Source organism: Chryseobacterium sp. CBSDS_008 (assembly GCF_049959325.1).
GTDB lineage: Bacteria > Bacteroidota > Bacteroidia > Flavobacteriales > Weeksellaceae > Chryseobacterium.
Genome location: NZ_CP188202.1, coordinates 875453 through 892042, shown reverse-complemented (window position 1 = coordinate 892042; position 16590 = coordinate 875453). Strand labels below are relative to the sequence as shown.

The following is a 16590-nucleotide window of genomic DNA, read 5'->3' as shown; positions in this document are numbered from 1 at the left end:
TAATGAATTCTACAGAAATTTTAGATAAAGACTGTTCAACAGCGGTAAAACTGCTTCCTACGGTCATAGAAGTCACCTCTCAGGAAAGAAGAATGATAAAAGATGCGGCTCTGCATCTTCAGAAAAAGTATGACAATTATGAAAACCGTGATTTTATAAAGCATGTACATCAGCTGGCGTCTTATTTTCTACCGGAAAGAATTTTAAATATAGCGGCTGATTTTGCGAGTGATTTTTCAAAAAATCAGTATGGTGCACTGATCTTTACGGGATTAATGGATATCGATCAGGAGGATATAGGATCTACTCCTCCCAATTGGCAGGCGGCAGATTATTCAAAATTTAATTTATATGGTTTTGCATGTGCACTTATCCATGGGGCACTTCCGTCAAAACCTGTACAATATTATTCACAGCGTAAAGGAGGCGGATTGATTCATGCCATCATTCCTGACGAAAAAATGAAGGAAACGCAAACCGGATCAGGGTCTTCAACAGATTTGTATGTGCATACAGAAGACGCTTTTCTGAAACATCAGGCCGATTTTTTAAGCTTTATGTATGTAAGAAATGAAGAACAGGTTCCTTCTACTCTTTATTCTATCCGTTCTCATGAATCAATCGGGGAAAATTACAGACCTCTTTTTGAGCGTATTTATAAAATTCCGAAAGATGCCAACCTGGAAACAGCAGAAAATGAAGAAGAAACATTAGATGCTGTACTGTATGGTAATTATAGTCTTCCGTTTATGCGATTTGACGCTGCAGAACAGCTTTTTAATTCCAGCATAAGACAATCGGAGGAAGCACAAAGTACGCTGCATGAGTTCTGGGAGGAAGCCAGACATTTGATTTACTCAGGATTTACGCCTCAGGCAGGAGACGTTATTCTGGTGAACAATCATTTATGTGCTCACGGGAGATCGGCTTTTCGTGCCGGAGTAAGAAATATTGACGGAATAGAACATCCGTGCGAGAGAAGAATCATGCTTCGTATGATGAGTAAAGTGAGCCTTATTGATATGAGAGCACATACACTTACAGAAGATCCGTTCTTTGTGATAGAGGAACATTTGGGTAAAAACTTTCAACACTTTTAATAGGCTGACCTGTTAGCATTTGAACATCAATCAGTCGAAATCCTTTTTGGGCATGGCTCAAAAAGGATTTTTTTTCTGGTTAACCCTTGTTAAAGGTTAATGAGGTAAGTTTCGGCTAAAGCCAATCTTGTATTAACAACAAAAACAAGCGGGATAAAGCCCACTTCTATTGATATAAAAACTAATCAATATTCAATAGGAATGGGCTTTAGCCCGTTTAATAATTAAATATAAATTTCCATGGCTTTAACCAAAACTTAAAAGTTTATAATTTTACTGTTTAAAAAACCTGTCAAACAACGACAATTGCTCAGATAATGATCTGCTCCAATATTCCGGGACGTGTCCTCCCAAAGACTCTGTATAGAGATGCTGAACCTTCATTTCTGTCAGTTTTTTATGAAAATTTCTATTCATGTTGATCATTTGGGTATCTTCTGTACCGCAATCGAAAATATATTGCTGTCCTGCTCCTGCCATCAGTTTTATTTTACTGTCTGTAAGGAAGTTGGGATTGATAGATTCCAGTGGTCCCAGCACTTTATTCACCATATATTTCTGATAACCTTCTCCGAATGAATTGAAATCCAGCGCTCCGCAAGAACTTCCTACAATACCAAACGTTTTATTATAAGTAATCCCGATATTGGTTGCCCCGTAACCTCCCATGCTCCATCCCAAAATTCCGCGGGATTTTTTCTCTGCTTTTACCGGATAATTTTTATCAATAAATTCTACCAGCTCTTTCCCAATAAAGGTTTGATATTGTGAATCCTTAACGATCGGACTGTCTACATACCACGAACTGTAATTTCCATCCGGAAGCACATAGATTGTTTTAAATTCCTGTGCTTTTTTTACCAGATCCGGAATATCCTGTTTAATGATTCTATCCGGATTGCCGCTGAAACCGTGCAGAATATATACAGACGGATAGGTTGTATTAGGCTGAAGATTCGGGGTAATAATTATTGTTTTAATTTTTTTATTCATTTTCGGACTGAAAATTTCCTGATGAATAATTTTTTGTGCTGATAACTGAATACATGCCGTCAGTACAAATACAATGTTGATAAGCTTCTTCATGTTGAAAAGTGTTGAATTAATAATAGTCACAAGTTCTTTAATTATAGAACATATAATGTACCAATGATCTTCTGACAAAGCAAAATTGCAGCAGAAAAAGTAAAAAAGCCTCAACATATGTTGACGCTTTTTTTAATTTATTTTCCACTTAGATTTAGAAATATCAGCTGATTTCCTTTTTTATCCGGCTTAGCTGTGTAGGCGTTATTCCAAGATAAGAAGCAATTTGGTGCTGTTTCAGTCTGTTGTATAAAGATTGATTTTCCAGTAACTGCAAATGCCGTTTTTTTGCTGTTTCATACCTCAGGGATACTTCCAGAGGTTCTTTTTTTACTACCCAGTTCTTTTCAAGGTAATTTATATGAAAAAGGGCAAGGTCATGATGCTTTTTAAGTAATTCACGGTAGGCTTTTGCAGGATATTGGACTACAGAGCTGTCTTCCAGTGCAATGATATTGAAATCGCTGGGTACATTTTTAATAATGGCTGCTGTGGAAGCAGCAAAGCTGTTTTCCTCGAAGAAGATTTTATAAATATTATTTCCCTGTTCATCTACCGTATAATAGCCTATCAGCCCTGATTTAATAAAATAATAATACCTTGCCATAGAACCGGATTCCAGCAGAAGATCATTTTTGTGATAATATTCTTCGGTACAGATATTCAATAAGTCTTCAACCGTTTCTTTGGATAAAGGATAATACTGATTAATATGCTTTACAAATTCTGAATGATTCATTTTGGTATTTAGAAGGTATAAAGAATTGTATTACCTAATCATCTGTGAAAATCTGTGTAATCAGTGGTTAAATACAATCTTTCTGTTTTGAACAAAATTAATCCAACACTTTTTTCATCATCAGATCCGTCTGTTCTTCTTCTCCAAGCCTGAAGATATGTTTATCAAACTCAACGAATCCGTTTTTTCTGTAAAATTGTAAAGCTCTTAGATTTTCTTCCCAAACCCCAAGCCACAGGTATGATTTGTTGAGCTGCCGAGCTGTTTCTAAGGCCTGGTTATAAAGAAGCTGGCCTACTTTTTTCCCATGATGGCTTTTCTTCACATAAATTCTTTCAATTTCAAGGCTTGTATCATCCTGAAGTTCTGTCTGTGCCTTGTCAGAATTGACTTTCAGGTAACCTACGGGATTATCCTCTTCCCAGGCAATATAAAAATGAGAATCCGGGTTATTAAGCTCTGATTTTATCTTTTCGGTATTGAAGCTTTCTTCCAGATATTTTTTCATGGCCTCTTCCGTATTATCTTCTGCAAACGTTTCAGAAAAGGTTTGAATTCCTAGATTTTGTACAATTTCTACATCCTCAGCCGAGGCTTTGTTAATAATGATTGAGCTCATGATGGTAAGAATAAATGTTATGAAAAAAGAATTTTCTTAAATGCTTCAGAAGCCAGATGTACCTGTACGCTCCAGTCGTCTGCTGCGTCACTTCCTGCATCGTCAGAGATATATTTCAGGCATAGAAACGGGATGTTTTCCTTTTGGGCAATCAATGCTAACGGATAGGCTTCCATATCAACAATATTATAATCAGTTTCAGAATGGTTCATTTCAAAACTGTCACCACTTCCGCAGATTCCTTCTTTAAGGATATCCATTTTAAGACCATATTCCAATACAGGCGGCACTCCGGATAATGGTGTTTCATATAGTTTAAATCCAAGTCCCCTTACATCCATGTCACGCTGAATAAATTTTGTACAGCATACTACTTCACCTTTGTGAAATCCTTTACTTCCGGCAGAACCCAGATTCACGATCAGTTTAGGTTTTCTTGCGTGAATTTCTTTGGTTAGTTCAATGGCCGCGTTCACCTTTCCGATGCCGGTAATTAATTTATTTTTATCGTCGAAAACTGTTCCCGCTTCGGAATCTAATGCAAAAACAAAAAGGGTATCATCAATTGAATAATGAGTGTCGTTGTTAATTTTTATCATTGAGAAATCAGATTTATACAGCTGGTGTCGCTGTAATACAAAGATACGAGACTCTATTCAATTAAAAACCCCAAAATAAAACTATTTTGGGGTTTTGATATCTTAAATACTGCATCCGTCTGCATCACAGGAAGCTCCGTTTTCACCGGAAAGATCCTTAAACGGGCTCACCGTTTCTTTGTAAGTCTGCTGAAGTGCATTTTCAAACGCTTCTACAGGCTGAGCTCCGGAAACGGCATATTTACCATTCAGAACAAAGAAGGGAACTCCGGAAATGCCATTGTTTCTTGCCTCCTGAATATCCTGATTCACTTCATCATCCAATTGATCCGTTGTAACTGCCTGTCTTGCTTCTTCTTTATCAATTCCTAAATTTTCAGCAAGAGACACTAAAACTTCTGCATCTCCTACATTTTTCCCGTCAATAAAGTGAGCAATAAATAATGCTTCTTCCATTTCATTGGATTTGTTGTGCTTTTTAGCCAAATGAAGCAGTTTATGAGCGCTGAAAGTGTTGGTGATCAAAGTTTTTCCAAAATCAAAATCAATTCCGGCTCCTTTTCCCATCTGGGTAACCTGACCCAACATTTGTGTTGCCTGAGCTTCAGGAACTCCTTTCTTTTCTCTGAAATACTGAATGGTATCCTGAGTTTCTTTCGGATCTAAAGTAGGATCAAGCTGAAAGCTTTTCCACTCCACTTCTACTTCATCTTTAAAAGGAAGCTTATTCAAAGCCTGCTCAAAATTATTCTTTCCGATATAACAAAACGGACACATCACGTCCGACCAGATTTCTATTTTCATTGTATTTAATTTTACATCAAATTAATAGTGTAAAGATAGTGTATTTTATTTAATGTAACAAAAACTATTACAGTTTAACTCTGACAGATGGAAAGTACCTGACTGCGTTTCTCTACTACCATTTTTAAGATCATCATCAGAAATGCAAGAAGTCCAAAAGCCAAACCTATCCATGGAATATACTCTACTCCTTCTGTAACGATTATCCATCCTCCGATAGTAGTTCCTACTCTTACTCCAAGGTTTCCGAACGATGTGGCCAGACTATTGGCAAATTCCAGTGATTCCGGAGCTGAAGAGATCATATAGGCAGATACATTCAAAAAGCTGGGTGAATACAGAATCTCCAGATTCCGATAACGGCAATCGTTGCCCATACATTTCCGTCTGAAAAATAGAGAAGAATAAGCACTAAAATGGTTCCCGAAAGGAAGATAGCAGTTGTACCTGCTACATTTTTATTAAGCATTTTTCCGGCAACTCCATTGGCGAATACTCCAATAATTCCAAACAGGCACAAGAAGATGCTGTAGAATTAAATAAAAAAGTTTGGGGGGATTTTATCGCAGATAAAATCCCCCCAAACTTAAAAGAATCAGAAATGTAAAACAAATTCTGATTTATGCTTTATTAACTCTTTTACAAAATAAGACATGTGCTATCAAAGCCAATACACCAAATACAGTCCCTACAAAACAGACGCCGGTCCACTGAGCTTTTTGCCAGGCGATGGAAGCCAGCCAGGTTCCCAATGATCCTCCGATGAAATAAGAAACCATATACACGGTATTCAGCCTGTTGACAGCATTTGATTTAATCAGAAAATAATTGGTTTGGTTCATAATATGGCTCGACTGTACTCCCAGATCCACAAGAATCACTCCTACAATCAGTCCCCAATAGGTTTCTCCTGCAAAATAAGTAAAGCCCCAGCTTCCAATGACAATCAATAAAGAATACAATATAATCCGGTTAATATCCAGATACTTTTGCAATTTTCCTACTTTGGCTGCCGCTAAAGCGCCTACAGCACCAGCTAATCCAAAACTTCCCACTACCGATGATCCGGCATTAAAAGGTGGTTTCTCCATATGAAAAACCAAGGTGGTAAACAAAGCACACATAGACCCAAATGCCATAGCTCCACGGAAAGAAGCCAGCTGAAGAACAGGCTGTGTTTTCGCAAGCTGGGCAACAGAACGCATCAGTTCTTTGTAGGAACCTTTAAAGTTAGGAGACATTTCAGGAAGCATTTTATAGACAGCCAGCCAAACCAGAATCATCAGCCCTGCAGCAATACCAAACATGGCTCTCCAACCCCATACTTCTCCTACAATTCCTCCTATAAAACGGGAAAGAAGGATTCCCAGCAATAATCCTGACATGACCAGTCCGATATTGGAGGATTTTTCTTTATCTGATGAAAGTTCTGCGGCAATGGGTACAAACAGCTGCGGAATAACCGAGGTAGCTCCTATCAGTAAACTGGCGGCATACAGCATCCACAACTGAGTGGCAAAAGTCATCCATAAAAGTGATCCGAAAACCAGAAACAGATCAATTAAAATTAATTTCTTGCGGAAAAACTTATCTCCCAACGGAACAATCAGCAGCAGTCCCAAAGCGTAGCCTATCTGTGTCAATACAGAGATTTTACTTGCAGCACTCTCAGAAACCTGAAGTTCTTCAGAAATGAGTGCCAGTAAAGGCTGATTATAATAATTGTTGGCAACCACTAATCCTGAAATAATGGCCATAAGCCAGATGACGGTACGGGAAATACCCTGGGAAGAACGCTCCTGCATTGCGTATAAATTTTATTTGAAAGTTGACTGACAGTTGATACTGCCTGATTTTAAGAGATCAAAGATAATCATTAAAAAAAGAAAATACCATGCTTATTTCTTTACATTTTTATGAATGAAGCTGTATTTTTCAGGTAAGTAAAATAATTTCAGTATGCTGTCTGTATAATTGTTTTTATTGATGATATATATCGATGAAACTCTTTTTGGATATTAGAAATATTACAGAAATTTGTATCATGAAAATTATTCCACTTAAAGAAGGCAATTTTTCGGCAAGCAAAACCAAAGATTTTACTCTTTTAACAGAAGAAAATTTTGATAATATCGGAGGAATCAAAATGTCTGTACAGCCTTTTCTCATCATTACTGAAAATGACTATATCTTTTTGGATGCAGGTATTGGCTGGAAAAATGACTCCGGAAAAACAGTGGTTTCAGAAATTCTGGAGAGAGAAAATATCCTTCCTGAGCAAATCACAAAGCTATTATTGTCTCATCTTCACAAAGATCATATTGAAGGTGCTGTAAAACTTACAGAAAATGGCTTTGAGGCTACTTTTCCGAAAGCTCAGATCTATATTCAGAAACGTGAACTGGATTTTGCGATGGAAAAAAAAGGCAATCCTTCTTTTGATTTTGGTATGCTGGAAAAGCTGATTCAACTCCCGAATATTATATGGATGAATGAAGATGAAGGAGAAATCACAGATGAAATTTCCTATGAAGTGGTGGGCGGACACACTCCTTTTATGCAGGTTTTCTGGATCAGGGAAAATGGAGAAACGGTTTTCTACGGGGCTGATGATCTTCCACAGGCTTCTTATATAAAATACCATTTAGCCTATAAAAGTGATTTCGATGGGAGAAAAGCAATGCAATTACGGCTTAAATGGGAGAAAGAAGCAAAAGAAAACCGCTGGAAAGTTCTTCTTTATCATGATCTGGATAAAGCTATTGTAGAATTTTAAACAAAAAAAATGGTTTAAATTTCATTAAACCATTTGTAGATATCAAATTCAGAAGGGATATTAAGCTTTTTTCTGATTCTGTTTTTCCTGTTTTGTATGGCTTTTGGAGTCACAAAAATACAGGTTGCAATTTCCTTGGTAGTCATATTGAGCTTAAGGTAAATACAAAAGATCAATTCAGAATTTTTAAGGGAAGGCTGAATAGCGGATAACTTTTTAAAAAAATCCGGATATACCAATCTGAATTTATTCAGCAGGCGCGGAGAATTTGTTTTGGCTAATGCCATTATTTCATCCTGCACAAGAATCTTTTGGGTTAAATCCTCTAAATGAGTTTCTGTTCTTTTATTTTTCATAATACTTTTTCATCTACTTATTTCAGATGTGAAATATTTTGTACATCTGTATAAGATTTTCTCTGATCAATCTGGGCTGATATGGTAATCTGGAGAATAAATAATTTTGATATTTTCAAGATTTAATTAGTTTTTGTTACTATTATGCAGTCATTTAAAAACAAATAATGTGTAGCTAAAAAATGATTACATAAAAAATGAATATCTACGGAATTTATCCCCATTTTATAATGGCAAAGAAAGAAAAAATGATTAAAATTTTATTAAAACCGTGTACCACATAGATACCACGTTATACCGTAAATAAAAATGCTAATCTGTTTTTCAGTTACTCCGTCATTGCATTATTGACAGAGTGTAAATGTACAATGTTACCCGCTTTACTTTTTATGATCTCAATCAATGTTTTTCATCCGTTCATAACAGCAATAACCATAAAAAAATCCGGAATTATTTTAAATCCGGATTTCTGATACATTATAGTTTTCAATTATTGGTCAAGCTGCCTCTGAAATTCTTCCAGATATTGGGCAAGATGAATCCCGTCTGCCAATCCATGGTGGGCTTCAATAGAAACCGGAAGATATTTTCTGCCGTCACGGATATTGAATTTTCCAAAAGCAATTTTAGGAACCGATTCTGAAGTATTAAAATCTGTAGGATGCAGGATAGCACTGAAAGAATTCCAAGGAATGGTGGTATGCCTTACGTGATCTTTGCCCAGTCTTTCATTACTTAATCTAAGGCCTGAAGTCTGATGAACTCCTTTTATTTCTTCCTGCAGAGCAGCATTAAAGGTTTCAAAATCTTCTGAAAAATGAGTGAATGAAAAACCGAAAGTACCGTCCGGTCTCCCGATTGTGCTGCCGGCATGAACCGTATCAAACTGTACAACCTGACCGTCAATGATTCTAAGCTTGAGCTCATCAACGGTATTGACAGCTGCCATTGACTTGTGAAAATAATAGGCAAAAAATGAATATCCTTTTTCTTTTGCTGTCTCATACGCTTTTGTACAGTCTACTTCCGTTGTTAATCCTAAATATGGGCTTGCCATGCCAGAGAAAAATTCAAAGTGCTCCCTCCTGTTCCAGTTTTTTATGTCTACAATCTTCATTATTCTTATTTGCCGCAAATTTCAGCATTTTTTGTGATTTTTACTAAAATTCTTAAAAATAACATTTTACTGCGCTGACTGTTTTTAAACCATAAAGCGTCTTATTACAATGAAATATCAATGGAATACTAAAGTTTATAAAATATCGTATAAGCATTTCAAAAGTTTCAGTATACTTGTCGAAAAGCTATATGTTGATCATAAAATTTATTGAACCATTGTATTTTGGTTAAGTTTTTGAAGCATACCTGAAAAACCAGTCACACCATTGAAATTAATCACATTTACAAAAAAAGGCATCTATTGTCCTCAGGGAAAATTCTATATAGATCCATGGAGACCTGTAGATATGGCCGTTATTACCCATGGTCATGCTGATCACGCCCGCTGGGGAATGAAAAAATACCTTTGCCACCATTTTACCAAACCTATTCTTCATCAGAGAATCGGAACGGATATCGAATGCCAGAGTGTAGAATATGGAGAAGTTATCATCATCAATGGGGTAAAACTTTCACTTCATCCTGCCGGGCATATTATAGGTTCTGCACAGATAAGGCTTGAATATAAAGGATATGTGACGGTAATTTCAGGAGATTATAAAGTTCAGGAAGATGGGCTGAGTACACCTTTCGAGCTGGTAAAATGCAATGAATTTGTCACAGAAAGTACTTTTGGCCTGCCCATTTACAACTGGCTGGAAGTTCCGGATTTAAATAAAAAACTCCAGAGCTGGGTACTGAAAAATAAAGAAAACAATAAAACCTCTGTTTTCATCGGATATTCTTTGGGAAAAGCCCAGCGTATAATGAAGGCAGTGGAAGAATTGGGAAAAATATACGTCCATTATTCCATCGGAAAACTGAATGAAGCCTTTGAAACAGTAGGAATTGATCTTCCTGAATATACCATTGCAGATTTCAGAGAACGTCCGAAGGAAGTAGAACATGAAATTGTCATTGTACCGCCTGCTTTACTTGACAGCAATATCATTAAAAAGATTCCTGATTCCGCTACTGCGATATGCTCCGGCTGGATGCAGGTGCGCGGTGCAAGAAGGTGGCGGAGTGCAGATGCCGGATTTGCCATGAGTGATCATGCAGACTGGAAAGGATTACTGCAAACCGTAAAAGCCACCGAAGCCGAACTCGTACACGTTACCCACGGACAGACGGAAATCTTTTCAAAATATCTGAACGAAATTGGTGTCAGGGCTGATGTTGTGGAGACATTGTTTGGTGAGGATGAAGAAGAATCTGAAAAAGAAACCCTTGAAAACCCGGAGCCATGAGACATTTTGCAGAACTGATCAACGCCTTGGAAACCACCAATAAAACCAATGCTAAAATTGATGCCATCATTGATTACCTGGAACGTGCTCCTGATGAAGATAAAGTATGGTTTATTGCCTTATTTATAGGAAAAAAGCCCAAGAGGAATGTCAATACCAATTACATGAAAGAATGGGCCCTGGAAATCACAAAACTTCCTTACTGGCTGTTTCAGGAGTCTTATTCATCTGTAGGAGATCTTGGAGAAACCTTATCATTAATTCTTCCGCCCCCGCAGGAAAAAATAGAACAATCCTTATCGGAATGGATGAATGATATCGTCGGCTTGAAAGGTAAAACAGATACAGAAAAAAAACAATTTGTACTGCAATCATGGAATGGGCTGGATTATACCGAACGCTTGATTTTCAATAAATTAATTGGCGGAAGTTTCCGGATCGGAGTTTCAGATAAAACATTGATCAATGCGCTCACCAAATTTTCAGGGCAGGAACCGAGTGCACTGATGCACAGTTTAATGGGAAAATGGCTGCCGGATGAAGTTTCTTTCAAAGAGCTTGTTGATGCTGAAAATATAAACCCGGACAACTCAAAGCCTTATCCTTTCTGCCTTGCCTATCCATTGGAAAAGGAAACTAAAGATCTCGGAAATCCCGATGAATGGCTTGTAGAATATAAGTGGGATGGAATACGGGGACAGATCATCAGAAGAAATGATGAAGTTTTCATCTGGTCAAGAGGTGAAGAACTTGTCACCGAACAATTTCCAGAAATTGCTGAAGTGGTAAAAGCCATGAAAGGCAGCTTTGTCATAGATGGAGAAATACTTGCAGTGAAAGACGGTAAAGTATTAAATTTTAATGAATTACAGAAAAGATTAAATAGAAAAACTTTAACTAAAAAAATGCTCTCGGAAATTCCGATAGAGATCTTTGTCTATGATTTACTGGAGCTTGAAAACAATGATCTGCGGGAAAAACCAATTTCCGCAAGAAGAGCCTTGCTTGAAGAATTATTACTGAATGAAAATCCGGAACGCATCAGTATTTCCAAAAGCCTGGAGTTTGAAAAATGGGAAGAACTGAATGCGCTCAGGGAAAATTCACGGGAAGTAAACAGCGAAGGGTTAATGCTGAAACAGAAAAATTCCCCTTATCATTCCGGAAGGAAAAAAGGCGACTGGTGGAAGTGGAAAATCAATCCTTTTACTATTGATGCCGTTCTTATCTATGCCCAAAAAGGAAGCGGCAGACGAAGTGCCTATTACACCGATTATACCTTTGCCGTGAAAAACGGAGATACTTTAGTAACCATTGCCAAAGCCTATTCAGGACTCACAGATAAAGAAATCATGGAAGTGAGCCGGTTTGTGACCAAAAATGCGATTGAGAAATTCGGTCCTGTAAGAACCGTAAAAGCAGAACTGGTCTTCGAAATTGCTTTTGAAGGCATAGGTTTCAGCAACCGTCATAAAAGTGGTGTAGCCCTGCGGTTTCCAAGAATTGTCAGATGGCGGAAAGACAAAACCGTAGACGAAATTGATGATTTGGAAGAAATTAAAAAATTAATACAGTAATATTTTAACGCAATGGCGCAATGACTTTTTACTTAAGCGTAATATTTTTTGTTCGCAAAGACACTCCGTTCAGCGATAGTAAGAATTGTCTTTGCTAAGTGAAACGCCCTTGCGATCGAAAATTTAAACAATATCATATAAAATCTTAGCGCACCTTGCATTTATAAAACAAAAATTAATACAATAATGTTTTATCGCAATGACGAAAGAGTTTTTAGCTAATAAGTAATATTTTTGTTCGCAAAGACACTCCGTTCAGCGATAGTAAGAATTGTCTTTGCTGAGTAAAACGCCCTTGCGATCGAAAATAAAATAATATCATATAAAATCTAGCGCCTTTTGCGTTAAAAATTTAAATCAAATATAAATTGGCAGCTTTTGAACATACCTACGGATTAAAGATCATTCAGCAATGGATGACCGGTAAAGGTATTGCCCCTTTTAAATTCCAGCTGGAAACCTGGAAGAAATTTGGAAACGGTTACAGCGGAATGGTCATTGCACCTACAGGTTTCGGAAAGACTTTCTCTGTTTTTTTAGCGTTGATTTCGGATTTCCTGAATCATCCTGAACAATACAAAAAAGGACTGAAAATGATCTGGATAACACCTCTCCGGTCTCTGTCCAAAGATATTGCGAAAGCGATGCAGGAAGCCATTGATGAAATTGGCCTCGATTGGGCTGTAGGTGTAAGAAACGGAGATACCGACCCGAAAGTAAGACAGCAGCAGATAAAAAAGATGCCCGAAATTCTTGTTGTAACCCCTGAAAGCCTTCATTTACTTCTGGCTCAGAAAAATAATGAAACGTTTTTCAGAGATTTAAAATGCGTAGCTGTAGATGAATGGCATGAATTACTGGGTTCAAAACGGGGCGTCATGGTAGAACTCGGAATTTCACAGCTTAGGAAATATGTTCCGAAGATTAAAATCTGGGGCATTACAGCCACTATCGGAAACCTGGATGAAGCTATGGAAGTGCTTATTCCGTATGATATTAAAAAGACAAAAATTACGGCGAAAGAACATAAGAAGATAGATATTCTTCCTGTTTTTCCGAACGAAATTGAGATATTACCCTGGGCAGGACATCTTGGAAATAAACTTGCTGATAAGGTAGTTCCGATCATTCTGGACTCAAAATCCACCATTGTCTTTACAAATACGAGAAGCCAGAGCGAAATGTGGTATCAGCTGCTGCTGGATGCTCATCCGGATTTTGCAGGCCAGATCGCAATCCATCACAGTTCTATTGATGCTCATCTAAGAATCTGGATTGAGGAAAATCTAAGTTCCGGAAAATTAAAGGCCGTGGTTTCCACATCATCACTGGATCTTGGTATTGATTTTAAACCTGTTGACACCGTTATTCAGGTTGGTTCGGCCAAAGGAGTTGCGCGTTTCCTTCAAAGAGCCGGACGCAGCGGCCACTCCCCTTTTGAAACCTCCAAAATCTATTGTGTTCCCACCCATTCTCTGGAGCTGATTGAAGTTTCAGCGTTAAAGGAAGCGGTAAAACAGAAAGTTGTTGAGCCCAGAGAACCACAGGTTTTATGCTTTGATGTTCTGGTTCAGTTTCTGATGACATTAGCTGTTGGTGACGGTTTTTATCCTGATGAGCTGTACCAAAGAATCAAAAAAGTATATGCTTTCCAGGAAATAATGGACGAAGAATGGAAAGGCATTCTGGAGTTTCTTACCATTGGTGGCAGTGTTTTAAAAAGCTATGAAGAATATCATAAGGTGGTCATTATGGAAGATGGGCTTTATAAGGTAACTTCGAGAAAAATAGCCATGCTCCACAGGATGAATATGGGAGTCATTGTAAGCGATGCGATGCTGAAAGTAAAGTTTATTTCCGGAGGCTATATTGGAATGATTGAAGAATATTTTATCTCAAAACTGAAAAAAGAGGAAAAATTTATTCTGGCCGGCCGTACCCTTGAAGTGGCAATGATCAAAGATATGACCGTATATGTAAGAGCCGCAAAAGGAAGAGCCCTGGTTCCCAGTTATCTTGGAGGAAGGCTGCCCCTGAGTTCCAATCTGGGTCATTTTCTGAGAGAAAAGCTTTCCCATGCTTTAAACCCGAAGGCGTCAGAAAAAGAACTGAAGTTTCTGCATCCTTTGTTAACTAACCAGGAAAAGAACTCCCATATTCCCAAGGAAGATGAATTTCTGGTGGAAATGATTAAAAACCGCGAAGGATATCATATGTTTATGTATCCTTTTGAAGGACGCCTGGTGCATGAAGTAATGGCGGCTCTTATTGCCTACCGTATTTCAAAACTGGCGCCTATTTCCTTTTCTATGGCGATGAATGATTATGGATTTGAGCTGTTCAGTGATAAAGAAATTCCATTAAATGAAGATAATCTGCAGCAGATTTTAAGCAGAGACAATCTGATGAATGATGTGATTGCCAGTATCAATTCTGCAGAAATGGCGAGAAGGAAATTCAGGGATATTGCCGTGATTTCAGGAATGGTCATTCAAAATTATGCAGGACAGCAGCGCTCCAATAAATCACTGCAAAGCTCCGCCGGATTGATTTTCAAAGTATTGGAAGACCATGATCCCAATCATTTTTTAATCAGGCAGGCCTACACGGAAGTCTTTAATATGCAGCTTCAGGAACAACGCCTTGTGGAAGCTTTCAAAAGAATAGAAAAGTCTGAAATTATTTTAAAGCATTCCCGTTCCTTTACCCCGCTCAGTTTCCCCATCAAAGTAGACAGCTTGAGGCAGACGCTTTCCAGTGAAGGACTGGATGCAAGGATTAAAAGGATGCTGAAACTATCTAATATAAGTGATCTCTTATGAATCCAGCTTAGAAAAACCGCAAAAGTTACAAAAGCTCTGATTATAAAAATACCTTAATCCACTAGTAAGTTTAAAAATGATGCAGTAGAAAGTTCACATAAAATGAAATTCAAAGATTTTCACAACATTCAGTGCAATTATGATGGATAAAACCTGGCTTTAAAAACTTAAGTATTTAAAAACTTTTGTGACTTTTTTGGTTGAAATCTCATTATAAAAAGTCATTATTTTAATCTTATTCTTAGCCTAATATTCTAAGCTAATTTCCTTGATAAGTTTAAATAAACATCGTAACTTAGAGTACCTTCCTGGAAGTTGTAATAATTTAAATAATGGAAAAATTGTTCTTAGTCCGTCACGGACAGTCACTCTGGAATCTGGAAAACAGATTTACAGGCTGGAAAGATATCGATATAACCGAAGCGGGTATTGAAGAAGCCAAAAAAGCAGGCCTTGCGTTAAAAGGAGAAAGAATAGATATTGCCTTCACTTCTGCATTAATCAGGGCACAGCATACCCTTTCTATCATTCTGAATGAAATAGGAAATCCCAATATTCCGATCGTTAAGGATAAAGCATTAAATGAACGCTCTTACGGAACTCTTGAAGGATTAAACAAAGCAGAGACCGCATTGAAATATGGTGATGAGCAGGTTCATACCTGGCGCAGGTCATATGATGTAATGCCTCCGGGTGGAGAAAGCCTTAAGGATACTTACAACAGGGTAATTCCTTATTTTGATAGCCATATAAGACCTTTATTAAAGCAGGGCGAAAATGTATTGATTGTAGCCCATGGAAACAGCCTCCGTGCACTCATCATGTATCTGGAGCATCTTTCTCCTGAAGAAATTCTGGAAAGAGAAATTGCCACAGGCTTTCCACTGACGTATATTTTTGATGAAAAATTTCATGTAAGCCGGAGAGTCAGCTGATTCAATGAATAAAACTTAACTTTGACCATTCAATTTTCAATTTATAAAGCGTGTTTATAGCAACCAAAAGCATTTCCATTCAAAATGATACTTTCATTCTGACCAATCAGCGTGCTGTATTCTGGGAAAAAGAAAAAGCACTGATACTTTCAGATCTGCACATCGGGAAAACCGCCCATTTCCGTAAAAACGGTATCGCACTGGCCAATCATATTATGAAGAGTGATCTGGAAAGATTATCCGCAGTGATTGAATATTTTCAGCCTGAAAAATTCATTGTGGTTGGAGATCTTCTTCATGCAGGAGACAATTCTGATGTGGATGAATTCTGCACATGGAAAAGCCAATACCCCGATATACAGTTTTACCTTATCGAAGGAAATCATGACCGGATATCAGAAGCACTGGAGAAAAAACTCTGCTTTAATCATAAAGCTGAGCAGCTTGAGATAAACGGTTTTATTTTTATTCACGATTTTGATCCCTCCAGCGCCGCATTCCAGATTACCGGACATATTCACCCGGGAATTGTTCTGAGTTCTGTTGTAAAGAATATCAGGCTTCCCTGCTTTACTCTCAGCAACAATCAATTATTACTGCCGGCTTTCAGTGAATTTACAGGACTGGATACGAAAAACCTGCCTAAGAAAAGTACATTTTTTGTGTTTACAGATGCGGACATATATGAAATATAATACCGACAAGACAAAGTCCCGATGAAAATTATATTATAAAATTATTTAAATTGTATCAAAGTATCAGAATACCG

The 16590-nt window shown here is 37.6% G+C and carries 17 protein-coding genes; 7 read left to right on the top strand and 10 right to left on the bottom strand.

Annotated features, from left to right (window positions below):
* The first annotated feature begins 2 nt into the window (after positions 1-2).
* A complete protein-coding gene (locus tag ACP3T3_RS03920; protein WP_426478622.1) occupies positions 3-1100 on the top strand; it encodes a TauD/TfdA family dioxygenase in 1098 nt (365 codons plus the stop codon).
* A gap of 273 nt (positions 1101-1373) precedes the next feature.
* On the opposite strand, the gene ACP3T3_RS03915 is transcribed toward ACP3T3_RS03920, so the two are convergent.
* The 8 genes from ACP3T3_RS03915 to ACP3T3_RS03880 form a co-directional block, all read right to left on the bottom strand.
* The gene (locus ACP3T3_RS03915; protein ID WP_426478621.1) at positions 1374-2186 is read right to left on the bottom strand and encodes an alpha/beta hydrolase; all 813 of its coding nucleotides are present in this window, start codon (positions 2184-2186) and stop codon (positions 1374-1376) included.
* Between the two features lie 163 nt (positions 2187-2349).
* A complete protein-coding gene (locus ACP3T3_RS03910; RefSeq protein WP_426478620.1) occupies positions 2350-2925 on the bottom strand; it encodes a Crp/Fnr family transcriptional regulator in 576 nt (191 codons plus the stop codon).
* Between the two features lie 97 nt (positions 2926-3022).
* Positions 3023-3544 (bottom strand): GNAT family N-acetyltransferase, encoded by a 522-nt coding sequence (locus ACP3T3_RS03905; RefSeq protein ID WP_426478619.1) that lies wholly within the window; start codon positions 3542-3544, stop codon positions 3023-3025.
* 17 nt (positions 3545-3561) lie between these two features.
* Positions 3562-4143 carry a nucleosidase gene (locus tag ACP3T3_RS03900; protein WP_426478618.1) on the bottom strand — a complete coding sequence of 194 codons (582 nt, stop codon included), beginning with the start codon at positions 4141-4143 and terminating at the stop codon, positions 3562-3564.
* A gap of 102 nt (positions 4144-4245) precedes the next feature.
* On the bottom strand, positions 4246-4947 hold the full coding sequence (locus tag ACP3T3_RS03895) for a DsbA family oxidoreductase (RefSeq protein WP_426478617.1): 702 nt from the start codon (positions 4945-4947) through the stop codon (positions 4246-4248).
* A gap of 74 nt (positions 4948-5021) precedes the next feature.
* Positions 5022-5252 (bottom strand): hypothetical protein, encoded by a 231-nt coding sequence (locus ACP3T3_RS03890; protein WP_426478616.1) that lies wholly within the window; start codon positions 5250-5252, stop codon positions 5022-5024.
* A gap of 14 nt (positions 5253-5266) precedes the next feature.
* Positions 5267-5467 (bottom strand): hypothetical protein, encoded by a 201-nt coding sequence (locus ACP3T3_RS03885; RefSeq protein WP_426478615.1) that lies wholly within the window; start codon positions 5465-5467, stop codon positions 5267-5269.
* 100 nt (positions 5468-5567) lie between these two features.
* A complete protein-coding gene (locus ACP3T3_RS03880) occupies positions 5568-6752 on the bottom strand; it encodes an MFS transporter (RefSeq protein ID WP_426478614.1) in 1185 nt (394 codons plus the stop codon).
* 239 nt (positions 6753-6991) lie between these two features.
* Here ACP3T3_RS03880 and ACP3T3_RS03875 point away from each other — a divergent pair, with 239 nt between their 5' ends.
* Positions 6992-7723 carry an MBL fold metallo-hydrolase gene (locus ACP3T3_RS03875; RefSeq protein WP_426478613.1) on the top strand — a complete coding sequence of 244 codons (732 nt, stop codon included), beginning with the start codon at positions 6992-6994 and terminating at the stop codon, positions 7721-7723.
* Between the two features lie 14 nt (positions 7724-7737).
* Here the strand turns inward: ACP3T3_RS03875 and ACP3T3_RS03870 are convergent, their stop codons facing one another.
* The gene (locus ACP3T3_RS03870; RefSeq protein WP_426478612.1) at positions 7738-8079 is read right to left on the bottom strand and encodes a helix-turn-helix transcriptional regulator; all 342 of its coding nucleotides are present in this window, start codon (positions 8077-8079) and stop codon (positions 7738-7740) included.
* A 490-nt stretch (positions 8080-8569) separates the two neighbouring features.
* Positions 8570-9196, bottom strand: coding sequence for a CatA-like O-acetyltransferase (locus ACP3T3_RS03865; protein WP_426478611.1), 627 nt, complete (start codon positions 9194-9196; stop codon positions 8570-8572).
* Positions 9197-9464: 268 nt separating this feature from the next.
* Between ACP3T3_RS03865 and ACP3T3_RS03860 the strand changes: the two genes are divergently transcribed.
* From ACP3T3_RS03860 to pdeM, 5 genes are all read left to right on the top strand, one after another.
* Positions 9465-10487 (top strand): ligase-associated DNA damage response exonuclease, encoded by a 1023-nt coding sequence (locus tag ACP3T3_RS03860; protein WP_426478610.1) that lies wholly within the window; start codon positions 9465-9467, stop codon positions 10485-10487.
* Positions 10484-12064, top strand: a complete 1581-nt coding sequence (locus tag ACP3T3_RS03855; protein ID WP_426478609.1) for an ATP-dependent DNA ligase — start codon at positions 10484-10486, stop codon at positions 12062-12064. The genes ACP3T3_RS03860 and ACP3T3_RS03855 overlap by 4 nt, the downstream gene beginning before the upstream one ends.
* A gap of 416 nt (positions 12065-12480) precedes the next feature.
* Positions 12481-14886, top strand: coding sequence for a ligase-associated DNA damage response DEXH box helicase (locus ACP3T3_RS03850; RefSeq protein ID WP_426479939.1), 2406 nt, complete (start codon positions 12481-12483; stop codon positions 14884-14886).
* 332 nt (positions 14887-15218) lie between these two features.
* The gene (locus ACP3T3_RS03845) at positions 15219-15821 is read left to right on the top strand and encodes a 2,3-bisphosphoglycerate-dependent phosphoglycerate mutase (protein WP_426478608.1); all 603 of its coding nucleotides are present in this window, start codon (positions 15219-15221) and stop codon (positions 15819-15821) included.
* A 50-nt stretch (positions 15822-15871) separates the two neighbouring features.
* On the top strand, positions 15872-16516 hold the full coding sequence (gene pdeM, locus ACP3T3_RS03840) for a ligase-associated DNA damage response endonuclease PdeM (RefSeq protein ID WP_426478607.1): 645 nt from the start codon (positions 15872-15874) through the stop codon (positions 16514-16516).
* Positions 16517-16590 lie beyond the last annotated feature (74 nt).

Bases quoted from the DNA above. Each gene is read 5' to 3' on its own strand.
- ACP3T3_RS03865 (WP_426478611.1), bottom strand. From the start codon at position 9,196: ATGAAGATTGTAGACATAAAAAACTGGAACAGGAGGGAGCACTTTGAA.
- ACP3T3_RS03855 (WP_426478609.1), top strand. From the start codon at position 10,484: ATGAGACATTTTGCAGAACTGATCAACGCCTTGGAAACCACCAATAAA.
- ACP3T3_RS03850 (WP_426479939.1), top strand. From the start codon at position 12,481: ATGACCGGTAAAGGTATTGCCCCTTTTAAATTCCAGCTGGAAACCTGG.
- ACP3T3_RS03870 (WP_426478612.1), bottom strand. From the start codon at position 8,079: ATGAAAAATAAAAGAACAGAAACTCATTTAGAGGATTTAACCCAAAAG.
- ACP3T3_RS03920 (WP_426478622.1), top strand. From the start codon at position 3: ATGAATTCTACAGAAATTTTAGATAAAGACTGTTCAACAGCGGTAAAA.
- ACP3T3_RS03890 (WP_426478616.1), bottom strand. From the start codon at position 5,252: ATGATCTCTTCAGCTCCGGAATCACTGGAATTTGCCAATAGTCTGGCC.
- ACP3T3_RS03880 (WP_426478614.1), bottom strand. From the start codon at position 6,752: ATGCAGGAGCGTTCTTCCCAGGGTATTTCCCGTACCGTCATCTGGCTT.
- ACP3T3_RS03845 (WP_426478608.1), top strand. From the start codon at position 15,219: ATGGAAAAATTGTTCTTAGTCCGTCACGGACAGTCACTCTGGAATCTG.
- ACP3T3_RS03915 (WP_426478621.1), bottom strand. From the start codon at position 2,186: ATGAAGAAGCTTATCAACATTGTATTTGTACTGACGGCATGTATTCAG.
- ACP3T3_RS03895 (WP_426478617.1), bottom strand. From the start codon at position 4,947: ATGAAAATAGAAATCTGGTCGGACGTGATGTGTCCGTTTTGTTATATC.
- ACP3T3_RS03900 (WP_426478618.1), bottom strand. From the start codon at position 4,143: ATGATAAAAATTAACAACGACACTCATTATTCAATTGATGATACCCTT.
- ACP3T3_RS03875 (WP_426478613.1), top strand. From the start codon at position 6,992: ATGAAAATTATTCCACTTAAAGAAGGCAATTTTTCGGCAAGCAAAACC.
- ACP3T3_RS03905 (WP_426478619.1), bottom strand. From the start codon at position 3,544: ATGAGCTCAATCATTATTAACAAAGCCTCGGCTGAGGATGTAGAAATT.
- ACP3T3_RS03910 (WP_426478620.1), bottom strand. From the start codon at position 2,925: ATGAATCATTCAGAATTTGTAAAGCATATTAATCAGTATTATCCTTTA.